We start from the raw sequence: 17,698 nt of genomic DNA, 5'->3' as shown, positions 1-17,698 counted from the left end.
GCTTACAATAGCGCTGTTGCGCCGCAACATCCGCCGAATCTCCCCTAGTCCATTCATGTCTCACCCCTCTTCTACGCAGCACCGGCCCGCGCTGGTGCTGCTTGCTCTGGCTGTCGGCAGTTTCGCCATCGGAACCACCGAGTTCGCCACGATGAGCCTGCTGCCCTATTTCTCTCAATCGCTGGGCATTGATGCGCCCACCGCGGGCCACGTCATCAGCGCCTATGCGTTGGGGGTGGTCGTTGGCGCGCCCATTCTTGCTGTGCTGGGCGCCAGAATGCCGCGCCGCCGCTTGCTGATTGCGCTGATGGCGCTGTTCGCCGTCGGCAACGGCCTGAGCGCCATCGCTCCCAATTACCACTGGATGCTGTTCTTCCGCTTTCTTAGCGGCTTGCCGCATGGCGCGTACTTCGGCATTGCATCGCTGGTGGCCAGTTCGCTCGTGCCCGCCAACCGGCGCACGATGGCCGTGGGCCGGGTGTTTCTGGGGCTGACCGTCGCCACCATCGTGGGCGTGCCGCTGGCCAACTGGCTGGGCCAGGTGATTGGCTGGCGCTGGAGCTTCGGCCTGGTGTCGCTGCTGGCAGTGCTGACGATGATCAGCGTGGCCATCTACGCGCCCGACACGCCCGCCGACCACAAGGCCAGCCCGCTGCGCGAACTGAGCGCGCTGGGCCGCGGCCAGGTCTGGATCACGCTGGCGATCGGCGCCGTGGGTTTTGGCGGCTTGTTCTCGGTCTACACGTATCTGGCCGACACGCTCACCGCCGTCACGCAGGTGTCGCCGTCGGTGGTGCCGTTCGTGCTCAGCGCGTTTGGCGTGGGCCTGACCGTGGGCAATATGGTGGTGCCGATCTTTGCCGATCGCGCCGTCATGCGCACGGCCGGCCTGCTGCTGGTGTGGTCGGCCGTGGTGCTGGCGCTGTTCCCGCTGATGGCGCACAACGTCTGGCTGATCACGCTGAACGTGTTCCTGGTGGGGGTGGGCGGCGCATTGGGCACCGTGCTGCAAACCCGGCTGATGGACGTCGCGGGCGATGCGCAAGGCCTGGCCGCGGCGCTGAACCACTCGGCCTTCAACACCGCCAACGCGTTGGGCCCGTTACTGGGCGGCCTGGCGATTGCCGCGGGCTATGGCTGGACGTCGACCGGCTGGGTCGGCAGCCTGCTGGCGCTGGCCAGCTTGCCCTTGTGGCTGTGGGCCGTCTTGCTGGAACGCCAGCATCGCGCCGCGCGTCGCAGCGGGCTGGTCGCCAGCACGGAATCGGCGCGCTGAGTTTGCGCGCAGTCTTAACACCCTGGCGGAACGCGCTGCCTGAGCGCGCTACCTGAGCGCACTGCCTGCCCGCCCTGCGCTCACAATCCTGCGGGGTGGGCTACGCCCGCCCTGCCCCTACCGGTAATACACGCAGATCCGCTTGCCGCCGATCTCGTGCACGTCGATGGGCAATTCATACAAGGGGCTCAGCACCTCGGGCCGGATCAGTGCTTCCGGGGTGCCTTGATGCGCGATCTTGCCTTGCCGCATCGCCACGATGCGGTCGGCGTAGGTGGACGAAAAATTGATGTCGTGCAGCACCAGCACCACCGTCTTGCCCAGCTCATCCGCCGCGCGGCGCAGGGTGCCCATCATGGCCACCGCGTGCTTCATGTCCAGGCTGTTCAGCGGTTCGTCCAGCAGCACGTAGCGCGTGTCCTGGCATAGCACCATCGCCACAAACGCGCGCTGACGCTGACCGCCCGACATCTCATCCAGATAGCGGTCTGCCAGCGGCTCCAGGTTCAAATAAGCAATGGCGCGGTCGATGTGGGTCTTGTCGTCCAGCGTGAGCCGGCCGCCCGTGTGCGGGTAGCGGCCAAACGCGACCAAGTCCTTCACCGTCAGCCGCAAGGGTAGATGGTTGTCTTGCCGCAAGATGGACAAGCGGCGTGCAAGCTCGCGGCTGTCGGCCTTCGTCACGTCCAGCCCATCCACCTGGATCTGGCCCGCCGATAGCGGCAGCAAGCGGCTGACCATCGACAGCAAGGTCGATTTACCCGCGCCGTTTGGCCCGATGATGGCGGTGACGCCATTGGCCGGCAATTGCAAGCTGACGCCATCAACGACCACGCTGTCGCCGTACTGCTTGCTGACTTCGGTTATTTCAATCATCGGCGCCCCTTGCGCAAAATCAGGACGAGGAACATCACGCCGCCTACGAATTCGATCACCACGCTGACGGTGGTGTTCAGGCCCAGCACGCGTTCCAGCAGCGTCTGGCCGCCCACCAGGAAGATGACGCTCAGCATCGTGGCGGCGGGAATGGTGTACTTGTGCTTGTCGGAACCCATCGCCTGATACGCCAGGTTGCTGACGAGCAGGCCGAAGAACGTCACCGGCCCCACCAGCGCGGTAGACACCGACACCAGCACGGCGATGGCGCCGAGCGTCAGCATCAGGCTGCGGCGATAGTCCACGCCCAGGTTCACGGCAATCTCGCGGCCCAGCGCCAGCACATCGTAGCGATGGCGCATGCGCCAGATCACCAGCGTGGCCACACAGACGGCGGCAAACGCAATCGGCAAGAGCGACACGCGCACCGAATTGAAGCTGGCGAACATGCGGTCTTGCAGCACCAGAAATTCGTTGGGGTCGATCAGCCGCACCATGAAATTGGACAGGCTGCGAAACAGCAGCCCGAAGATGATGCCCACCAGCATCATCAGGTGCAGGCTGCGTACTGCGTCTGAAAACAACCAGCGAAACAGCAGGCACGCAAACGCCGTCATGGCGCAGACTTCCAACAGGAACGCCGCCACGGGGTGGTTCGCTGCCGTTGCGGCCTGGCCGAAGCCGAACACCACGACGGCCTGAATCAACAGGTACAGCGCGTCAAAACCCATGATGGCGGGCGTCAGGATGCGGTTGTGCGTGATCGTCTGGAACAGCACCGATGACACGGCCACGGCATACGCCACCAACAGCATCGTAATCAGCTTGCCGCCGCGAAATGGAATCACGAACGACCACTGGCCGTTGGCGCCCAAGGTCATGAACGCGGCCACGCACGCCAGCGCGGCGGCGGCCAGCCAGAACAAACGCATCGGTTGAGGCGGGATTTTCGTCGCGCGCAGCACGGAGGCGGCTTTCACAAGTTCAGCCAAGACGATTCCTCCGCAGGCGCAGCAGGCACAGGAACAAGATGCTGCCCAGCACGCCCACAACGGTACCGATAGGGATTTCGTAGGGATGAATCACCAGCCGGCCGATGATGTCGCAGGCCAGCACGAAGATGCCGCCCAGCACCGCCACCCAGGGAATGGATCGGCGCATGTTGTCGCCCAGAATCAGGCTGACGGCGTTGGGCACGATCAGGCCCAGAAAAGGAATGGCGCCCGCCGTCACCACCACCACGGCCGAGATGGCCGATACGATCAGCAGGCCCACCAGCGTCAGGCGCGCATGGTTCAGGCCCAGGTTGGACGCGAACTCGCGGCCCATGCCCGCCACCGTGTAGCGGTCGGCGGCGGCGTAGGCCGCGCAGGCCAGCGCGAAACCAATCCACAGCAATTCATAGCGCCCGCGCAACACGCCAGAGAAATCACCCGTGGTCCAGGCGTGCAGCGATTGCAGCAGGTCAAAGCGAAAGGCCACGAAGGTGGTCATTGCATGAATCACGCCGCCCAGGATCAGCCCGATCAAGGGCACGATGAACGGCGTGCGCAGCGGCACGCGGCGCAAGAGCGCCAGGAACAGCAAGGTGCCGGCCAGCGCGAAGGCGGTGGCGGTGAGCATCTTGCCGATCACTGGCGTGTCGGGCGCCAGCAAGGTGACGACCAGGATGCCCAGCGTGGCAGACTCGACGGTGCCGGCCGTCGTGGGTTCGACGTAGCGGTTGCGCACCAGCATCTGCATGATCAGCCCGGCCACCGCCAGCGACATGCCGGCCAGCAGCAAGGCCAAGGTGCGTGGCACGCGGCTGACCATCATCAGGCGCCAGGCGCGTTCGGCGGCATCGCCCTCGCCCCACAACGCCGTCAATGACAGCTGCCCCGCGCCCAGGCTGACGCTGGCCGCGCACAACAGCACCAGCACCAGCAACACGACGGCCAGGCCGCCCCAACCGCTAATCGTCTGCCGCCAGCTCACAGGCGGCCTTCCCTCGCTTCCCACGTTTCCCGCACTCCGCTTACTTTCCTTGTGCCAACGCCGCAGTGATGTCGTCCACGTTCTGCTGCATCGCCGTCAGCCCGGCACTGCCCAGCAAATACCAGTTAAAGCCATTCAGATACACCACCCGCTTGTTCTTCCACGCCTTGGTCGGGCGCACCAGATCGTTGTCCAGCATGCGCTGGGCCGACACGCCTTCTCGGCCGATGGCGGCATCGCGGTCGATCACGAACAGCCAGTCGGGGTCGGTCTGGGCGATGAACTCGAACGAGATCGCCTGGCCGTGGTTCGACACGTTCAGGCCGGGTGCGGCGGGCTTGACGCCAAAGGCGTCGTGGATCACGCCAAAGCGCGAGCCGGGGCCATAGGCGCTCATCTTGCCGCCCGTGGTCAGCACGATCAACGCGGTGCCGGCCGAGCCGGCCTTGTCGTGCAGCGTCTTGATCGATGCCTGCAAGGCCGCCAGCTTCTGCTTGGCCTCTGCCTCTTTGCCGTACAAGGCGGCCAGCGTTTCGGTGTTGCGCGTGACGCTGCCGACCAGGTCCTTGGCGTCAACCGTCAGGTCGACCGTGGGCGCCAGCTTGGACAGCTCGTCGTACTTGGGCGCCGAGCGGCCTGCCACGAAGATCACCTGCGGCTGCGCGGCGTGAATCACTTCGTAGTTGGGTTCGAACATGGAACCCACTTTCAGATAACGCTCATCGGCGTACTGCGCCAATTGCGGCGGCCACTTGGCAACGGCAGGTACGCCCGTGGCTTCAACACCCAGCGCATGCATCGTGTCCAGCACGGCCAGGTCCATCACCACAGTCTTGGCGGGGTTGGCCGGCACGGCGGTTTCACCGCGCGCATGTTTGACAGGCACCGTGGTTTGCGCGGCGCAGACGGTCGTCGCGGCGCCCAAGGCCAGGGCGGCGGCAACTTGCAGCAACCCGCGGCGGCCACAGCCCGTTTTTCCTTGCTTCGTCATAGAAACCTCTTCGTGTTGCGGGGGACGCAAGCGCCCCCCTTTCCTGAAACTTAGAACTTCACGCCGACGCCCAGCCAGTAACGGCGGCCGTCTTCCACGTATGCGTAGTCGTCATACGTGACTTGCTTGTCGAACAGGTTGTAGATGCCGGCGTACACCGACACGGTCTTGTTCACCGCGTACGACGCGCCCATATCCACAAAGGTGTAGGACGGCGCCACCACCGACGACGACGAGGCGCCGGTGGTCGGCTGGCTTTCCTTGCCGCGATAGTTCACGCGCGCCCAGGCTTGCAGCGCGTCGGACGCTTCCCAGTTCACCGTGGTGGTGAACAGATGCTTGGGCAACTGGTTCAAGGGCTCGCCCTTGTACTGGCCCGACTTCTGTTCCGACTTGGTGAACGTGTAGCTGCTGGTCAACGACCAGTCACGCGCCAACGGCAGCTTCATGCTGGCTTCCACGCCGCGCGACACCGCCTTGTCCACGTTCATGTAGGTGGTGGGGTTGGAGCCGAACTGGTTGGGGCCTTCCGTGCACTGCGACAACGGGCAAGCCACGCGGGTGATCTTGTCCTTGAAGTCGTTGTTGAAGACGGTCAGGCCGGCGTTGAAGCCTTCGCCGTCGTCATACAGGATGCCGATTTCTTCAGTAACCGACTTCTCGGGTGTCAGGTCGGGGTTGCCATACATGTTGCCGCCGCGGCTGACCTGGCCCCAGCCCGCCACCGTCTGGCGCAGGTCCGGCGCACGGAAGCCCGTGGACACACCGCCCTTCAACGTCCAGCGCTCCGCCATGTGCCACACGCCGTACAAACGCGGGCTGAAGTGCGTGCCGAAGTTCTCGTCTTCGTCCATGCGCAGGCCGGCGGTCAGCGCGAAGCTGTCGGTCAGGCGCCATTCGTCTTCGGCGAACAAGGCCCACTGGTAGCGGTCGATCTTGCTCGGGCCGCCCGACAACTGATTGCCGGTTTGATCGTTCAGGCGCTGGCTGAGATACGTGCCGCCCAAGGTCAACATGTGCGAACCCAACGGCAGCGTCCAGCTCGATTGCAGGTTCAGGTTCTTGACCTTCATTTGCCGCGAACGGTTGTCGAACTCTTCCTGCTGCACATAGCTGTCCGACACGGCCCAACCCCAGCGGCCGGTATGCGACAGCGCCCACTTGTTGCTCCGATAGTCCGTCTGGGCCGATGCCGGGCAGCCGTTGCGCCCGCAGGCCTCGCCCGGCGCCAGCGGCGCAACCGTCTTGCCCAGCGTTTCCTGGATTTTCTGGCGCATCGTAGTGGCTTCCAGCACGATGTCGTGGTCGCGGTTCGGCGTGAGCGCAAGCTTGGCGGTCACGCTATCCGAATTGCGCTTGCGGAAACCGTCGACGATGTTGTCTTCATCGCGCTGCGAGGCCTGGCCGTAGATCTGCAAGCCCAGCAAATCGTTCTTGATCGGTCCCGCCAGATAAAAATTGCCCTGGTAGATGTCGCCCGATTTGCTGCTTTCCTGAATGGTGGTATCCATGCGGATCTCGCCATGCCATTCCTTGGGCACCTTGCGCGTGATGATGTTGATCACGCCGCCCATGGCATCCGAGCCATACAGCGACGACATCGGGCCGCGCACCACTTCAATGCGTTCGATGGCGGCAAGCGGCGGCGTCCAGCCGCCTTCAACGCCGGAAGAATCAGAGTTGGTACGGGTTTCGCGGGAGCTCTGGCGCTTGCCGTCGATCAAGATCAGCGTGTATTGCGGGCCCATGCCGCGCAGCGAAATGTCCTGGCGGTCGCCGCCGCCGGTAATGATGACGCCCGGCACGTCGATCAGCGCGTCATTCACGTCGCGGTAGAACTTCTTGTCCAGATCTTCGCGGGTGATCACGCTGATGGACGCCGGCGCATCCTGAATCTGCTGCTCGAAGCCGCTGGCCGTCACAACGACGGTTTCCAGGGTCTTGGCCGAACTGTCGTTTTGCGCCCAAACGGCCGCCGGGCTCATGCCCAAACCGGCCGCGCACAGGGCCGCCGCCAGTTGCGTACGCGACACCGTGACGCGCCCGCCCAAGGCCAGATCTTTGCTGCTCATGATTCCGCTTTCTCCCGTACCGGACCCTGCCGCACCCCACGTGCAACACCGGGCCCACCTCTTATTTCTTAATGAAAACTATTCTCATATTAGAATTGAGGCTGTCGGAATCCGGCAAATGCCTTTCCGCAACTTTTACTTTCTTCGCACTTCTTGACACTTGGAAGTTCGGCCATCAGCCAAACTGCCGGGTGCGGAACACAGATAACGGATGCTTTTCTCACACACAGCGGTTACGCGCCGCATCCTCCTGATCGACGACGATGTCGAGCTGGCTCAGATGCTGCGCGAATACCTCGAACCCAATCACTGCCTGCTGACACTGGCCCACACCGGCGCGCAGGGTCTTGCCCTGCTGGCGCAAGACGACTATGACCTGGTGCTGCTGGACCTGATGCTGCCCGACGGCAATGGCCTGGACCTGCTCAAGCAATACCGCGCGCGTTCGCGCCGGCCCGTGATCATGTTCACGGCCCACGGCAGCGAGACCGACCGCGTGCTGGGGCTGGAGTTCGGCGCCGACGACTATCTGGCCAAGCCGTTCAGCCCACGCGAACTCAAAGCCCGTATCACCGCCGTGATGCGGCGCTTTGAAGAAGTGCCCGAGACCACCAAGCCCTGCCTGACGCTGGGCGCGTTGTCGCTGGACCCGGCGTCCGGCCGTGCACGATTGGGTCAGGAAGAAGTCCTGCTGACCGGGGCCGAACAGCGCATCCTGGAACTGCTGATGCGCGTGCCTGGCCAGGTGGTCGCGCGTGAGCAGATCGGCATGTATGCCTTGGGCCGCCGCCCCGAACGCTACGACCGCAGCATCGACACCCACATCAGCACCTTGCGCAAGAAGCTGCGCCTGGATGCGTCCGGCGACACGCTGTCGATCCGTAACCTGCGAGGGCTGGGCTACGTGCTGGCGGGCGCGGCAGCATGAGCTGGCCGCTGCCCACGCGGTCCCTTTTCTGGCGCGCCTTTCTGACCTTCTGGTGCGCCATGGCGATCATCCTGGTGTGCGGCATGCTGTTCACCGCCACGGTTGCCTGGTATCGCATCAACTCGCTGGATGGCTTGAACCCCGCCAGCCTGACCCAAGACGCCCGGCAGGTGGCGCGCATCCAGGGCAAGGAGGGCCTGACGCGCTGGGTCGAGGCCATGGATCAGCGCTATTCCGCGCTCAAGATCTACGTGCTGGACACGCGCGACACCGAAATTCTGGGCCGCACTCTGCCCACGCGCATGCACGATTGGCTGGGCGCCTATCGCGCTGCCTCGGACCCTGCCCCGCACGCGGACTACCCACAACCCGATGCCGTCAGCGAACGCGTGTCGTGGTGGCAACCTCAATTGCTGGTGCTGCCGGATGGCTCAGAGCTGCTGATGCTGTTCCTGCCGTTCGACTCTTCGCACTGGGAAGTGTTGGGGCTATCTCCCGTGGCGCTGGCCTTGCTGCTGTTTGCGCTGGCCGTGACGGCGCCTTTTTGCTGGGCGTTGACGCGGCACGTCACCGCGCCACTGACGCAGCTGCGCCACGCCACCCAGGCCTTGGCGGCGGGCCGGCTGGATGCCCACACACCGCCCAAGCTTGCCAGGCGCAAAGACGAACTGGGGCTGTTGGCGCGTGATTTCAACGCCATGGCCGACCGGCTCAAGGCCTTGGTCGATACGCGTGAACAGCTGCTGCACAACATCGCCCACGAATTGCGCTCGCCGCTGGCGCGCTTAAGGCTCGCGTCTGAACTTGCGCGGCGCAAAGACGAACGTCAAGACGTGCAGCTGGATCGCATTGAACGCGAATGTGAACGCCTGGATGCGCTGGTGGGCAATACCTTGCGGCTGGCTCGTCTGGGCGCGTTGCCCGAACCCAGCGATACGCTGGACCTGACCGCCATTGTGTCCGACGTGGTGGACGATGCGCGTTTCGAGGCCGACGCGCTGCACGTGCGCATCACCTGGGAGCCGCCCGCACCGGTCATGGTGACGGGCGAGCGCGACAGCTTGTCCAGCGCGATTGAAAACGTGCTGCGCAACGCCTTGCGCTTCGCCCCCGCGCACAGCGCCATCCGGGTGCGGCTGCTGATCAGCGCGCGTGAAGCCTGCCTGGAAATCGAAGACCGCGGGCCGGGCGTACCGGCGCAAGATCTGGAGTCGCTGTTCGAACCGTTCTACCGTGTGGCGTCGGACAAGAACACCGCGGGCTCCGGCGCGGGGCTCGGGCTGTCCATCGCCCAAGCCGCCATCGCCGCGCACAAGGGGCGGATATCGGCGCGCAACATGTCTCCGCAAGGCCTGAGCGTGCGGATGGAGCTGCCGCGCCAATCTTCGACCTAACCCCTGCAATTTAGAACGTGATGTTCGCCGATACCCACAGGCGGCGGCCTTCCAGCACCTGGCGGTACGAGTTGGCCCAGTTCGCATTGGCGGCGGGCTCGCTCGTGCCGATTTTGGTCGGCCCGTAGTTCACGAAGTTCTTGTCGAACAGGTTGAACACCGACGCCGACAGCGTCACGTTCTTGTTGACCACATACGAGCCGCCCATGCTGGCCAGCCAGTACGGGTTGTAGAACACCTGTTCCTTCTCCCAGTTCATGTCATTGAACTGCTTGGCGCGATACTCGCCGCGCACCCAGGCGTTGAACTGGTCGTTGATGCGCCAGTTCAGGCCCAGGTTCAAGCTGTGGCGAGGCTGCGAACCCAGCGGCTGGCCTTGCTTGGCGCCGGAGGTGACTTCGCTGGCGGTCAGCGTGTAATTGCCGTTGAACGACACGCCGCCATAAAGCGGAATCCGGCCGCCCAGCTCAAAGCCCTGGATGGTCGCGGTGTCGATGTTCACGCGCTGCGAGAAGTTCGCCACCGGTATGCCGTTGCGCTCCCATACGCCCAGGTCCAGGCAGCCCGGCGCGGGGCCGCCCACCGCCAGGCAGTTCGGCACGTTCTGGCTGTCGATCTTGTCTTTGAACTTGGTGTGGAAGGCGGTCAGATTGCCGGACAGGCCTTCGCCGTCGTCAAACAGCAAGCCCAGTTCCGACGAGGTGCTGCTTTCCGGCTTCAGCTGCGAATTGCCCAGCAGCGGCATGGTGCCTTGCGCGCCCAGGCCGATGATGCCGTCGGTCATCAGGTTGATGTCGGGCGTCTTGTAGCCCTTGCTGACGCCGCCCTTGACCGTCCACATCGGCGTGGCGTTCCACACCAGATAGCCGCGCGGACTCCACTTGCCGCCGAACTGTTCGTTGCGGTCGTAACGGGCGCCCGCCGTCAATGCCAGGTCATCGACAATGCGCCATTCGTCTTCCGCGAACAATGCCCATTGATACTGGCGCAAGTTCAGCGGCGCGGACACCAGCGTGTCCTTGAAGTGCTGCTCGCGCCACTGGCCGCCCAGCGTCAGGTTGTGCCGGTCGTTGAACAGCGGCATCGTCCACTTCGTGTCCAGCACCCAGTTGTCGTATTCCAGATCGCGCTTGTCGCCGTCCGTCGGCTTGCGGGGCGCGTTCATGGGATTGGTGCGGCCGATGGTTTCGGTGGTGTCGTACACAAAGCTCGTGTCCGAGCTGATGGAACTGCCGTATCGGCCCAGATGCGTCAAGGCATAGCGCTGACGGTTGAACTTCATTTCGGGCTCGTAGCCGCCGCCTTGGCGGTTGGGCGCAATACTGGTGTTCAGCGTGCCGAGTTCGCCATTGGCGTTGTCATACGTCTGCCAGTAGCTGTCCACGTCCAGCAGAACGTCGTGATTGCGGTTCGGCGTCAGCGACAGGCGCAGCCCAACGTTCTGCTGCGTGCTGTCGCCAAGGCCGGAGAAGCTGGCGATGTCGCCGGTGTAGTTGCCGCTGTTGTACTCGGCCTGATTGACGGGGTAGCTGCCGTTGGCGCTCAGGCGGCGATAGTGGCCGCCGCGCAAGGTCAGGCCCAGCTTGTCGGTCTTGATGGGGCCGCTCAGGTAGAACGCCGCGCCGTAGTTGTTGCCGAAGGTGTTGTCGCCCTGCGCCGTGCCGTCCAGCGTGATCTGGCCCATCCAATCCTGGCTGACCTTGCGCGTGATGATGTTGATGACCCCGCCCATCGCATCCGACCCATAGAGGGTGGACATGGGGCCGCGCACCACCTCGATGCGCTCGATGGCGGCCATCGGCGGAATGAAGTTGGTGTCCACGTCGCCAAAGCCGTTCGGGCGCGCGCCCGAGCTGTTCTGGCTCATGCGCTTGCCGTCCACCAGCACCAGCGTGTAGTCGCTGGGCAAGCCGCGGATGCTGATGTTCATGCCGCCCGCCTTGCCGCCCCGCTCGACCGTCACGCCTTCCACGTCCGACACCGCATCGGCCAGATTGTGAAAGGGCTTGGTCTCCAGCTGCTCTCGCGTGATCACCGAAATGGATGCGGGCGCGTTCTTGATGTCTTGCTCGAAGCCGGAGGCGGTCACCACCACGGTGTCCATTTGCGCGACACCCATGGTGTCTTCCTGGGCGCCCGCGACGGGTTGCGCATGCGCGGCGCCGATCGTTGCCAGCGCCAGCGTCAGGGGCAAAGTCAGGGGCAAAGCCAGCGGCAATAGACGGAAGGAATGGGAAGGTGAACGACGAGCTCGAACGGAGCCGTGGATGCTGTGAAGAGTCGACATAGGGAATCAAAGGGAACCGCCCGAACAGGGCGGCGCGCATTGCGCTGATTGATAATTTCAATGAACGGCAATGATATTCATTCCTAATATGTCATTCAACTTTTTGTCAGCATTTATTCAGTTTTTAGACAGCTTTGAGAAAAATCTTAGAAATGTGATGCATCCGCACGACAACTGACGTTATCGCGCAGGCAACATTCAGGGACGGATTTCAGTCGTCAGCGAGAATCGCGGCCGGCAAACGCGGCAACACCCGCATGGCGTTCGCGGTGGTGACGTGCGCCACCTGGGCGGCCGTGATGCCGCGCAGCTCGGCCAGCACCTGGGCGATGCGGGCCAACTCCCCCGGCCGGTTGCGGCGTTGCGGGGGGTGCAGCCAGGCGGGCGGAATGTCTGGCGCATCGGTTTCCAGCACCAGATGCGACAAGTCGACGTCCACCGCGTGGCGGCGGATCTGCAAGGCGCGCTCGTAGGTCATGGCGCCGCCCATGCCCAACGCAAACCCCAGATCAATAAAGGCCTGCGCCTGCTGGGCGCTGCCGTTAAAGGCATGCGCGATGCCGCCGATGCGGCCATGGCGGCGCAGATACTTCAGCAGAATGTCTTGCGAGCGGCGCACATGCAGCAGCACCGGCAGCTTGAATTCGGCGGCCATCGCCAACTGTGCGGCGTAAAAGCGTTCCTGCTTTTCGCGGGGTTCGCCCGAAGATATCTCGGGCACGAAGAAGTCCAGGCCGATCTCGCCAATGGCGACAAAGCGCGGATCGCCTAGCGACGCTTTGATGGCGTCGCGCAGCGCGTCCAGATCGGAATCAGCGGCGCGCTGCACGTAAAGGGGATGGATGCCCAGCGCGTAGGCGCCGCCTGCCACTTCGGCCGCCATGTTTCGCACGATGTCGAAATTGGCGCGTTCGATGGCGGGGATGACGATGGATTGGACGCCGGCCTCGCAAGCATGGTCGGCCACCTGCTGGCGGTCGGCGTCGAACTCTGCAGCGTCCAGATGACAGTGGGTGTCGATCAGCATGGGCGTGGCCTCCTGTTGCGGATTATCCACCCGCATCCCTTATCCCGATACCAGGCGGCCGTTTTCCATCAGCAATTGGCGGTCGGCACGGCCAGCCAGCTCCTGGTCGTGGGTGACGATGGCGAACGCCGTACCCGATTCCTGATTCACCTGGGTCAAGAGTTCGAACATCTTGTGCGCGGTGTTGCGGTCCAGGTTGCCCGTGGGTTCGTCGGCCAGCACGCAGACTGGGCGCGTCACCAGCGCGCGCGCAAGCGCTACCCGCTGGCGTTCACCACCCGACAGCTGACCCGGGAAATGGTCTTGGCGCGCGGCCAGGCCCACCAGCGCCAGCACCTCGCGCGCGGCCTCGCGGGCCTTGTCACGGTTCTCGCGGCGCACGATAAGCGGCATCGCCACATTGTCCAGCGCCGAAAATTCCGCCAGCAGATGGTGGAACTGATAGACAAAGCCCAGGCTGCTGTTGCGCACGGCGCTCTTCTTGGCTTCGGACAGGCCGACTGCCAATTGGCCATCCACCGACACCGACCCGCTGGTCGGCACGTCGAGCAAGCCCAGGATATGCAACAAGGTGCTCTTGCCCGAACCTGATGCACCCACAATGGCAACCATCTCGCCACGCGCGACGGACAGGCTGACATTGCTGAGCACTTCGATGCGGGCGGGGCCCTCGTCGTAGACCTTGACGATGTTCTCGGCCTGCAGCGCAGGCGTCAGGGCGTCAGCGTTTTGAATCTTAATCATGGCGCAGCACCTGAGCCGGTTGCAGACGCGAGGCGCGCCAGCTGGGATACAGCGTTGCCAGCAGCGACAACACCAGTGACGTCAGGCCAATCGTGATGATGTCGCCCACTTGCGGATCAGACGGCAAGGCGCTGATGAAATAGACCTCGCGCGGCAGGAAATGCACGCCCAGCAGACGCTCGATGAACGGCACGATCACGTCCACGTTGTAGGCAATGACGATACCGCCCGCCACCCCCAGCAACGTGCCGATCACGCCGATCAGCGCGCCTTGCACCAGGAAGATGCGCGCCACTTCGCCCGGCCCCGCGCCCAAGGTGCGCAAGATGGCGATGTCCGATTGCTTGTCCTTCACGGCCATGACCAGCGACGACAGCAGGTTGAACGCCGCCACCGCCACGATCAGCGCCAGGATCAGGAACATCATGCGTTTTTCGGTTTGCACGGCGGCGAACCAGGTGCGGTTGTTGCGCGACCAGTCGCTGGCCATCACGTAGGGCGGCAGCACTTTTTTCAGTTCGTTGGCCACTTCGGGGGCCTTCTGCATGTCGGCGATACGCAGGCGCACGCCGGCCGTGCCGTTTTCGCGGAACACGCGCGCGGCGTCTTCGTTGTCAACGAACGCCAGCGACGAATCATATTCATAGTGGCCCGACGAGAACACGCCAACCACGGTGAACTGGCGCATGCGCGGCGCGAAACCGGCGGGGCTGATCGAGCCTTGCGGGGCCATCATCAGCAGCGTGTCGCCCAGCTTCACGCCCAGGCCGTCGGCCAGTTCGTTGCCCAGCACCACGCCGAAGCCGCCCGCCTTCAGGTCGGTCAGCTTGCCCGACACCATCTGGCGCGGCAGGTCAGATACGTTGCCTTCCGTGGCAGGGTCGATGCCCCGCACCTGCACGCCTCGCAACGCTTGCCCGCGCACCAGCATGCCCTGCGCGGCCACGAATGGCGCACCGGCCTTGACCTCGGGATTTTTCTTGGCGGCGTCAGAGAACTGCTGCCACTGCTCCAGCACCCGTTCGGGCAAGGCCCCGGGTATGTAGAGTTCGATGTGCGGCAGCACCGACAACATGCGGTCGCGCACTTCTTTTTGGAACCCGTTCATCACGGACAACACGACGATCAGGGCGGCGACGCCCAGCGCGATACCGGCCATGGAGCTGGCGGCGATGAAGGAGATGAAGCGATCGCGGCGCCCGCGTCGCTGGCGGATTCGGGCCAACCCGGCATAGCGGGCGCCTATCCATAGTTCGTAGGGTATTTTCAGCACGTGCGCATTATGGCATTAACGGCCCGACAATCGCGCCGCGAATGTGCGGTTCCACGACCAGCCGTTTCAACCTATGGCAGGCGCTGGCACGCCTTAGTTCCCGGGCTTCTTTCGCGCCCCTTTCGCGGCGTCCTTCCCCACTACGTTGCGTGCCTGCGTCCCCGCCCCCGCCCGGACTACAATCCCCGCCATGCTGATCGTCATTCCGGGCGCCTTGCCCGCCCTACCCGTGGCCGCCGAACTGGCCAAACTCCTGCCAGAACGCGCGCCCACCCTGCACAGCTGGCTGCAAGCGGGCGCCGCCCGCCCGGCCGCTTTCGATGCGCGCGCCCACGGCTGTACGGCCTTTGAGTCCTGGCAGTTGAACCGCGCAGGCTACACCGCCGAACCCGGTCTGCTGCAAGGCGCGGGCCTGGGGCCGCTGCTCGCGGCCGGTCAAGCCCCGGCGGGCGACCCTGCGGCGGGCGCTCCCGCGGCGGGCGCCCCCGTCTGGCTCGCCGAACTGGTGCACCTGGCCTTGGGGGCCGATCAGGCCAACCTGCTGGACCCGGACCAGATGGACCTGCGCCCCGAGGAAACCGCTGCCCTGCTCGACACCGCTCGTTCGCTGTTCGACGGCACCGGTTTCACGGTTCAGGCCTTGTCGCCGCAGCGTTGGCGGCTGACGCTGCCCGACGGGCTGCGGCCGCAGACGGCATCGCCCCACGTCGTGGCCGGCCACCGGCTGAATGAATGGTGGCGCCAGGATGCCGACATGCGTCCGTGGCGCCGGTTGCTGAATGAAATACAGATGGCGTGGCACGAACACCCCGTCAACGACGACCGCGCCGCCCGCGGGCTGCCCCCCGTCAACGCCTTGTGGCTATATGGCGGCGGCAGGCCCTGGCCCATCGCGCCGGCCGGCCCTGAACGGGTGCTGACCGGGCTTGACGCCCCGCAACGCGCAGGCGACTGGTCCGCCTGGCTGGACGCGCTGGCTGAACTGGACGCGCAGCACCTGCGTCCGTTGGCCGGCAAGCAGGGTGTACCGGATACGCCCACTGACCTGCTGCTGCTGGGCGATGACCGCCAAGTCGCCCTGACCCTGAAACCGCGCGGGGGCCTGCTTGGCTTGCTGCCCGCGCCCAAGAAAAACTGGAGCGCCTGGTGGTCTCACCCCGCTTAACGATACGCCCCGCTGACCTGGACGCCTGCCGCGTTCTGGAAGCCTCGGGCATTCATCCTCTGCTGGCCCGCCTGTGGGCCTCGCGCGGCGTCACCCATCCCGACCAGACCAAGCTCGCCTGGCCGTCGCTGCTGCCGCCCGCTGGCCTGACGCATTCGGCGCATGCCGCCGGCGTCCTGGCCGACGCCATCCAGGCCGGCAAGAAACTGCTGATCGTGGCCGACTATGACTGCGACGGCGCCACCGCCTGCGCGGTCGGCCTGCGCGCGCTGTCCGCCATGGGCGCGGATGTTGACTTCCTGGTGCCCAACCGCTTCGAGACCGGCTACGGCCTGTCGCCTGCCGTGGTGGACCTGGCCGTCACGCACCGCAGCGGCAAGCCCGACATCATCATCACCGTCGACAACGGCATCGCCAGCGTGGACGGCGTGGCCGCCGCCAACGCGGCCGGCATCGGCGTAGTCATTACCGACCACCACTTGCCGGGCGACACCCTGCCCGACGCCCTGGCCATCGTGAACCCGAACCAGCCCGGCTGCGGCTTCCCGTCCAAGAACCTGGCGGGCGTCGGCGTCATCTTCTACATGATGCTGGCCTTGCGCGCCGAGCTGCGCCGCCGTGGCGTCTATGCCGCCGACGGCGGCCCGCGCCTGGATGCGCTGTCTGATCTGGTGGCGCTGGGCACGGTCGCCGACGTGGTCAAGCTGGACGCGAACAACCGTCTGCTCGTCACCCAAGGCCTGCAACGTATGCGCAGCGGCCGTCTGCAACCGGGGCTGCGCGCGCTGTTCGCCGTGGCCGGCCGCGAGCCGCGCAGCGCCAACGGTTTCGACCTGGGCTTCGCGCTGGGGCCGCGCATCAACGCGGCGGGCCGTCTGGCCGACATGAGTCTGGGCATCGCTTGCCTGACCACCGACGACGAAGCCCAAGCGCTGGAAATGGCGCGCGAGCTCGACAACATCAACCGCGAACGCCGAACCATCGAAGCCGAGATGCGCGAACAGGCGCTGGCCGCCATGGAAGAACCCAACGCGTCAGCGGGCGCCACGGTCTGCGTGTTTGACCCCGGCTGGCACCAGGGCGTGGTGGGCTTGGTGGCGTCGCGCTTGAAGGAAAAATTCTGGCGTCCCACGCTGGCCTTCGCCCCCGCGGGCGACGACGAAATCCGGGGTTCCGGCCGCTCGATTCCCGACGTGCATTTGCGCGACGCGCTGGATCTCGTGTCCAAGCGCCATCCCAACCTGATCCGCAAGTTCGGCGGCCACGCCATGGCAGCCGGCCTGACGCTGGGCCGCGAAGATTTTCCCGCTTTCGCCCCCGCGTTTGACGCTGCCGTGCGTGAGCTGACCGGACGCGACACCTTCGAACCCGTCATCGAAACCGACGGTTCGCTGGAGTCCGGTTACGCCAATGCGGAAGTGGCCGGCATGCTGCAACAACAGGTGTGGGGCGCGGGCTTTGCCGCGCCGTTGTTCCTGGATGAGTTCACCGTGCGCAACCAGCGCCTGGTCGGTGAAAAGCACTTGAAGCTGTCGCTGGAACGCGGCCATCAACGCTTTGACGCCATCTGGTTCGGCCATGATCAGTCGCTGCCCGAACACATTCAGGCCGCGTACCGGCTGGAGCAAAACGTGTGGAACGGGATGGTGTCGGTGCAATTGGTGATTGAACACGCGGGGTGAAAACAA

Annotated in this window: 14 protein-coding genes; 5 read left to right on the top strand and 9 right to left on the bottom strand. The window is 64.8% G+C overall.

Features of this window, described 5'->3' with window-relative positions:
• The first annotated feature begins 55 nt into the window (after positions 1–55).
• On the top strand, positions 56–1,276 hold the full coding sequence (locus tag AC1DSJ_RS01240) for an MFS transporter (RefSeq protein ID WP_054425204.1): 1,221 nt from the start codon (positions 56–58) through the stop codon (positions 1,274–1,276).
• A 117-nt stretch (positions 1,277–1,393) separates the two neighbouring features.
• On the opposite strand, the gene AC1DSJ_RS01235 is transcribed toward AC1DSJ_RS01240, so the two are convergent.
• Genes AC1DSJ_RS01235 through AC1DSJ_RS01215 form a run of 5 tightly spaced genes read right to left on the bottom strand, consistent with a single transcriptional unit; the run spans position 1,394 to position 7,192 of the window.
• On the bottom strand, positions 1,394–2,152 hold the full coding sequence (locus AC1DSJ_RS01235; RefSeq protein ID WP_441370804.1) for an iron ABC transporter ATP-binding protein: 759 nt from the start codon (positions 2,150–2,152) through the stop codon (positions 1,394–1,396).
• Positions 2,149–3,084 carry an iron chelate uptake ABC transporter family permease subunit gene (locus AC1DSJ_RS01230; RefSeq protein ID WP_441371069.1) on the bottom strand — a complete coding sequence of 312 codons (936 nt, stop codon included), beginning with the start codon at positions 3,082–3,084 and terminating at the stop codon, positions 2,149–2,151. Before AC1DSJ_RS01230 ends, AC1DSJ_RS01235 begins: the two co-directional genes overlap by 4 nt.
• 52 nt (positions 3,085–3,136) lie before the next feature.
• Positions 3,137–4,129, bottom strand: coding sequence for an ABC transporter permease (locus AC1DSJ_RS01225; RefSeq protein WP_441370803.1), 993 nt, complete (start codon positions 4,127–4,129; stop codon positions 3,137–3,139).
• A 40-nt stretch (positions 4,130–4,169) separates the two neighbouring features.
• Positions 4,170–5,120 (bottom strand): siderophore ABC transporter substrate-binding protein, encoded by a 951-nt coding sequence (locus AC1DSJ_RS01220; RefSeq protein WP_346550428.1) that lies wholly within the window; start codon positions 5,118–5,120, stop codon positions 4,170–4,172.
• 50 nt (positions 5,121–5,170) lie between these two features.
• Entirely contained in the window at positions 5,171–7,192 is a 2,022-nt protein-coding gene (locus AC1DSJ_RS01215) for a ligand-gated channel protein (protein WP_054425199.1), read from the bottom strand.
• A 211-nt stretch (positions 7,193–7,403) separates the two neighbouring features.
• Between AC1DSJ_RS01215 and AC1DSJ_RS01210 the strand changes: the two genes are divergently transcribed.
• Both AC1DSJ_RS01210 and AC1DSJ_RS01205 read left to right on the top strand, forming a co-directional pair.
• Complete coding sequence (locus AC1DSJ_RS01210) at positions 7,404–8,120, top strand: response regulator transcription factor (RefSeq protein WP_054425197.1); 717 nt, start codon at positions 7,404–7,406, stop codon at positions 8,118–8,120.
• Positions 8,117–9,514 (top strand): sensor histidine kinase, encoded by a 1,398-nt coding sequence (locus AC1DSJ_RS01205; protein WP_441370802.1) that lies wholly within the window; start codon positions 8,117–8,119, stop codon positions 9,512–9,514. The genes AC1DSJ_RS01210 and AC1DSJ_RS01205 overlap by 4 nt, the downstream gene beginning before the upstream one ends.
• Positions 9,515–9,524: 10 nt before the next feature.
• Here AC1DSJ_RS01205 and AC1DSJ_RS01200 read toward each other — a convergent pair whose 3' ends face one another.
• The 4 genes from AC1DSJ_RS01200 to AC1DSJ_RS01185 form a co-directional block, all read right to left on the bottom strand.
• Complete coding sequence (locus AC1DSJ_RS01200; RefSeq protein WP_441370801.1) at positions 9,525–11,801, bottom strand: TonB-dependent receptor domain-containing protein; 2,277 nt, start codon at positions 11,799–11,801, stop codon at positions 9,525–9,527.
• A 211-nt stretch (positions 11,802–12,012) separates the two neighbouring features.
• Positions 12,013–12,828, bottom strand: a complete 816-nt coding sequence (locus AC1DSJ_RS01195; protein ID WP_441370800.1) for a TatD family hydrolase — start codon at positions 12,826–12,828, stop codon at positions 12,013–12,015.
• A gap of 39 nt (positions 12,829–12,867) precedes the next feature.
• Positions 12,868–13,572 (bottom strand): lipoprotein-releasing ABC transporter ATP-binding protein LolD, encoded by a 705-nt coding sequence (lolD, locus tag AC1DSJ_RS01190; RefSeq protein WP_054425190.1) that lies wholly within the window; start codon positions 13,570–13,572, stop codon positions 12,868–12,870.
• A complete protein-coding gene (locus AC1DSJ_RS01185) occupies positions 13,565–14,797 on the bottom strand; it encodes a lipoprotein-releasing ABC transporter permease subunit (RefSeq protein WP_245636394.1) in 1,233 nt (410 codons plus the stop codon). Before AC1DSJ_RS01185 ends, lolD begins: the two co-directional genes overlap by 8 nt.
• 238 nt (positions 14,798–15,035) lie before the next feature.
• Here AC1DSJ_RS01185 and AC1DSJ_RS01180 point away from each other — a divergent pair, with 238 nt between their 5' ends.
• Positions 15,036–16,010 (top strand): hypothetical protein, encoded by a 975-nt coding sequence (locus AC1DSJ_RS01180; RefSeq protein ID WP_441370799.1) that lies wholly within the window; start codon positions 15,036–15,038, stop codon positions 16,008–16,010.
• Entirely contained in the window at positions 15,992–17,692 is a 1,701-nt protein-coding gene (recJ, locus tag AC1DSJ_RS01175; protein WP_054425184.1) for a single-stranded-DNA-specific exonuclease RecJ, read from the top strand. The genes AC1DSJ_RS01180 and recJ overlap by 19 nt, the downstream gene beginning before the upstream one ends.
• Positions 17,693–17,698 lie beyond the last annotated feature (6 nt).

The sequence above is a fragment of the Achromobacter sp. 01N37 genome (genome assembly GCF_056399725.1).
Note: the sequence above shows the minus strand (reverse complement) of the source record. Positions and strands in the feature narration are given on the sequence as shown.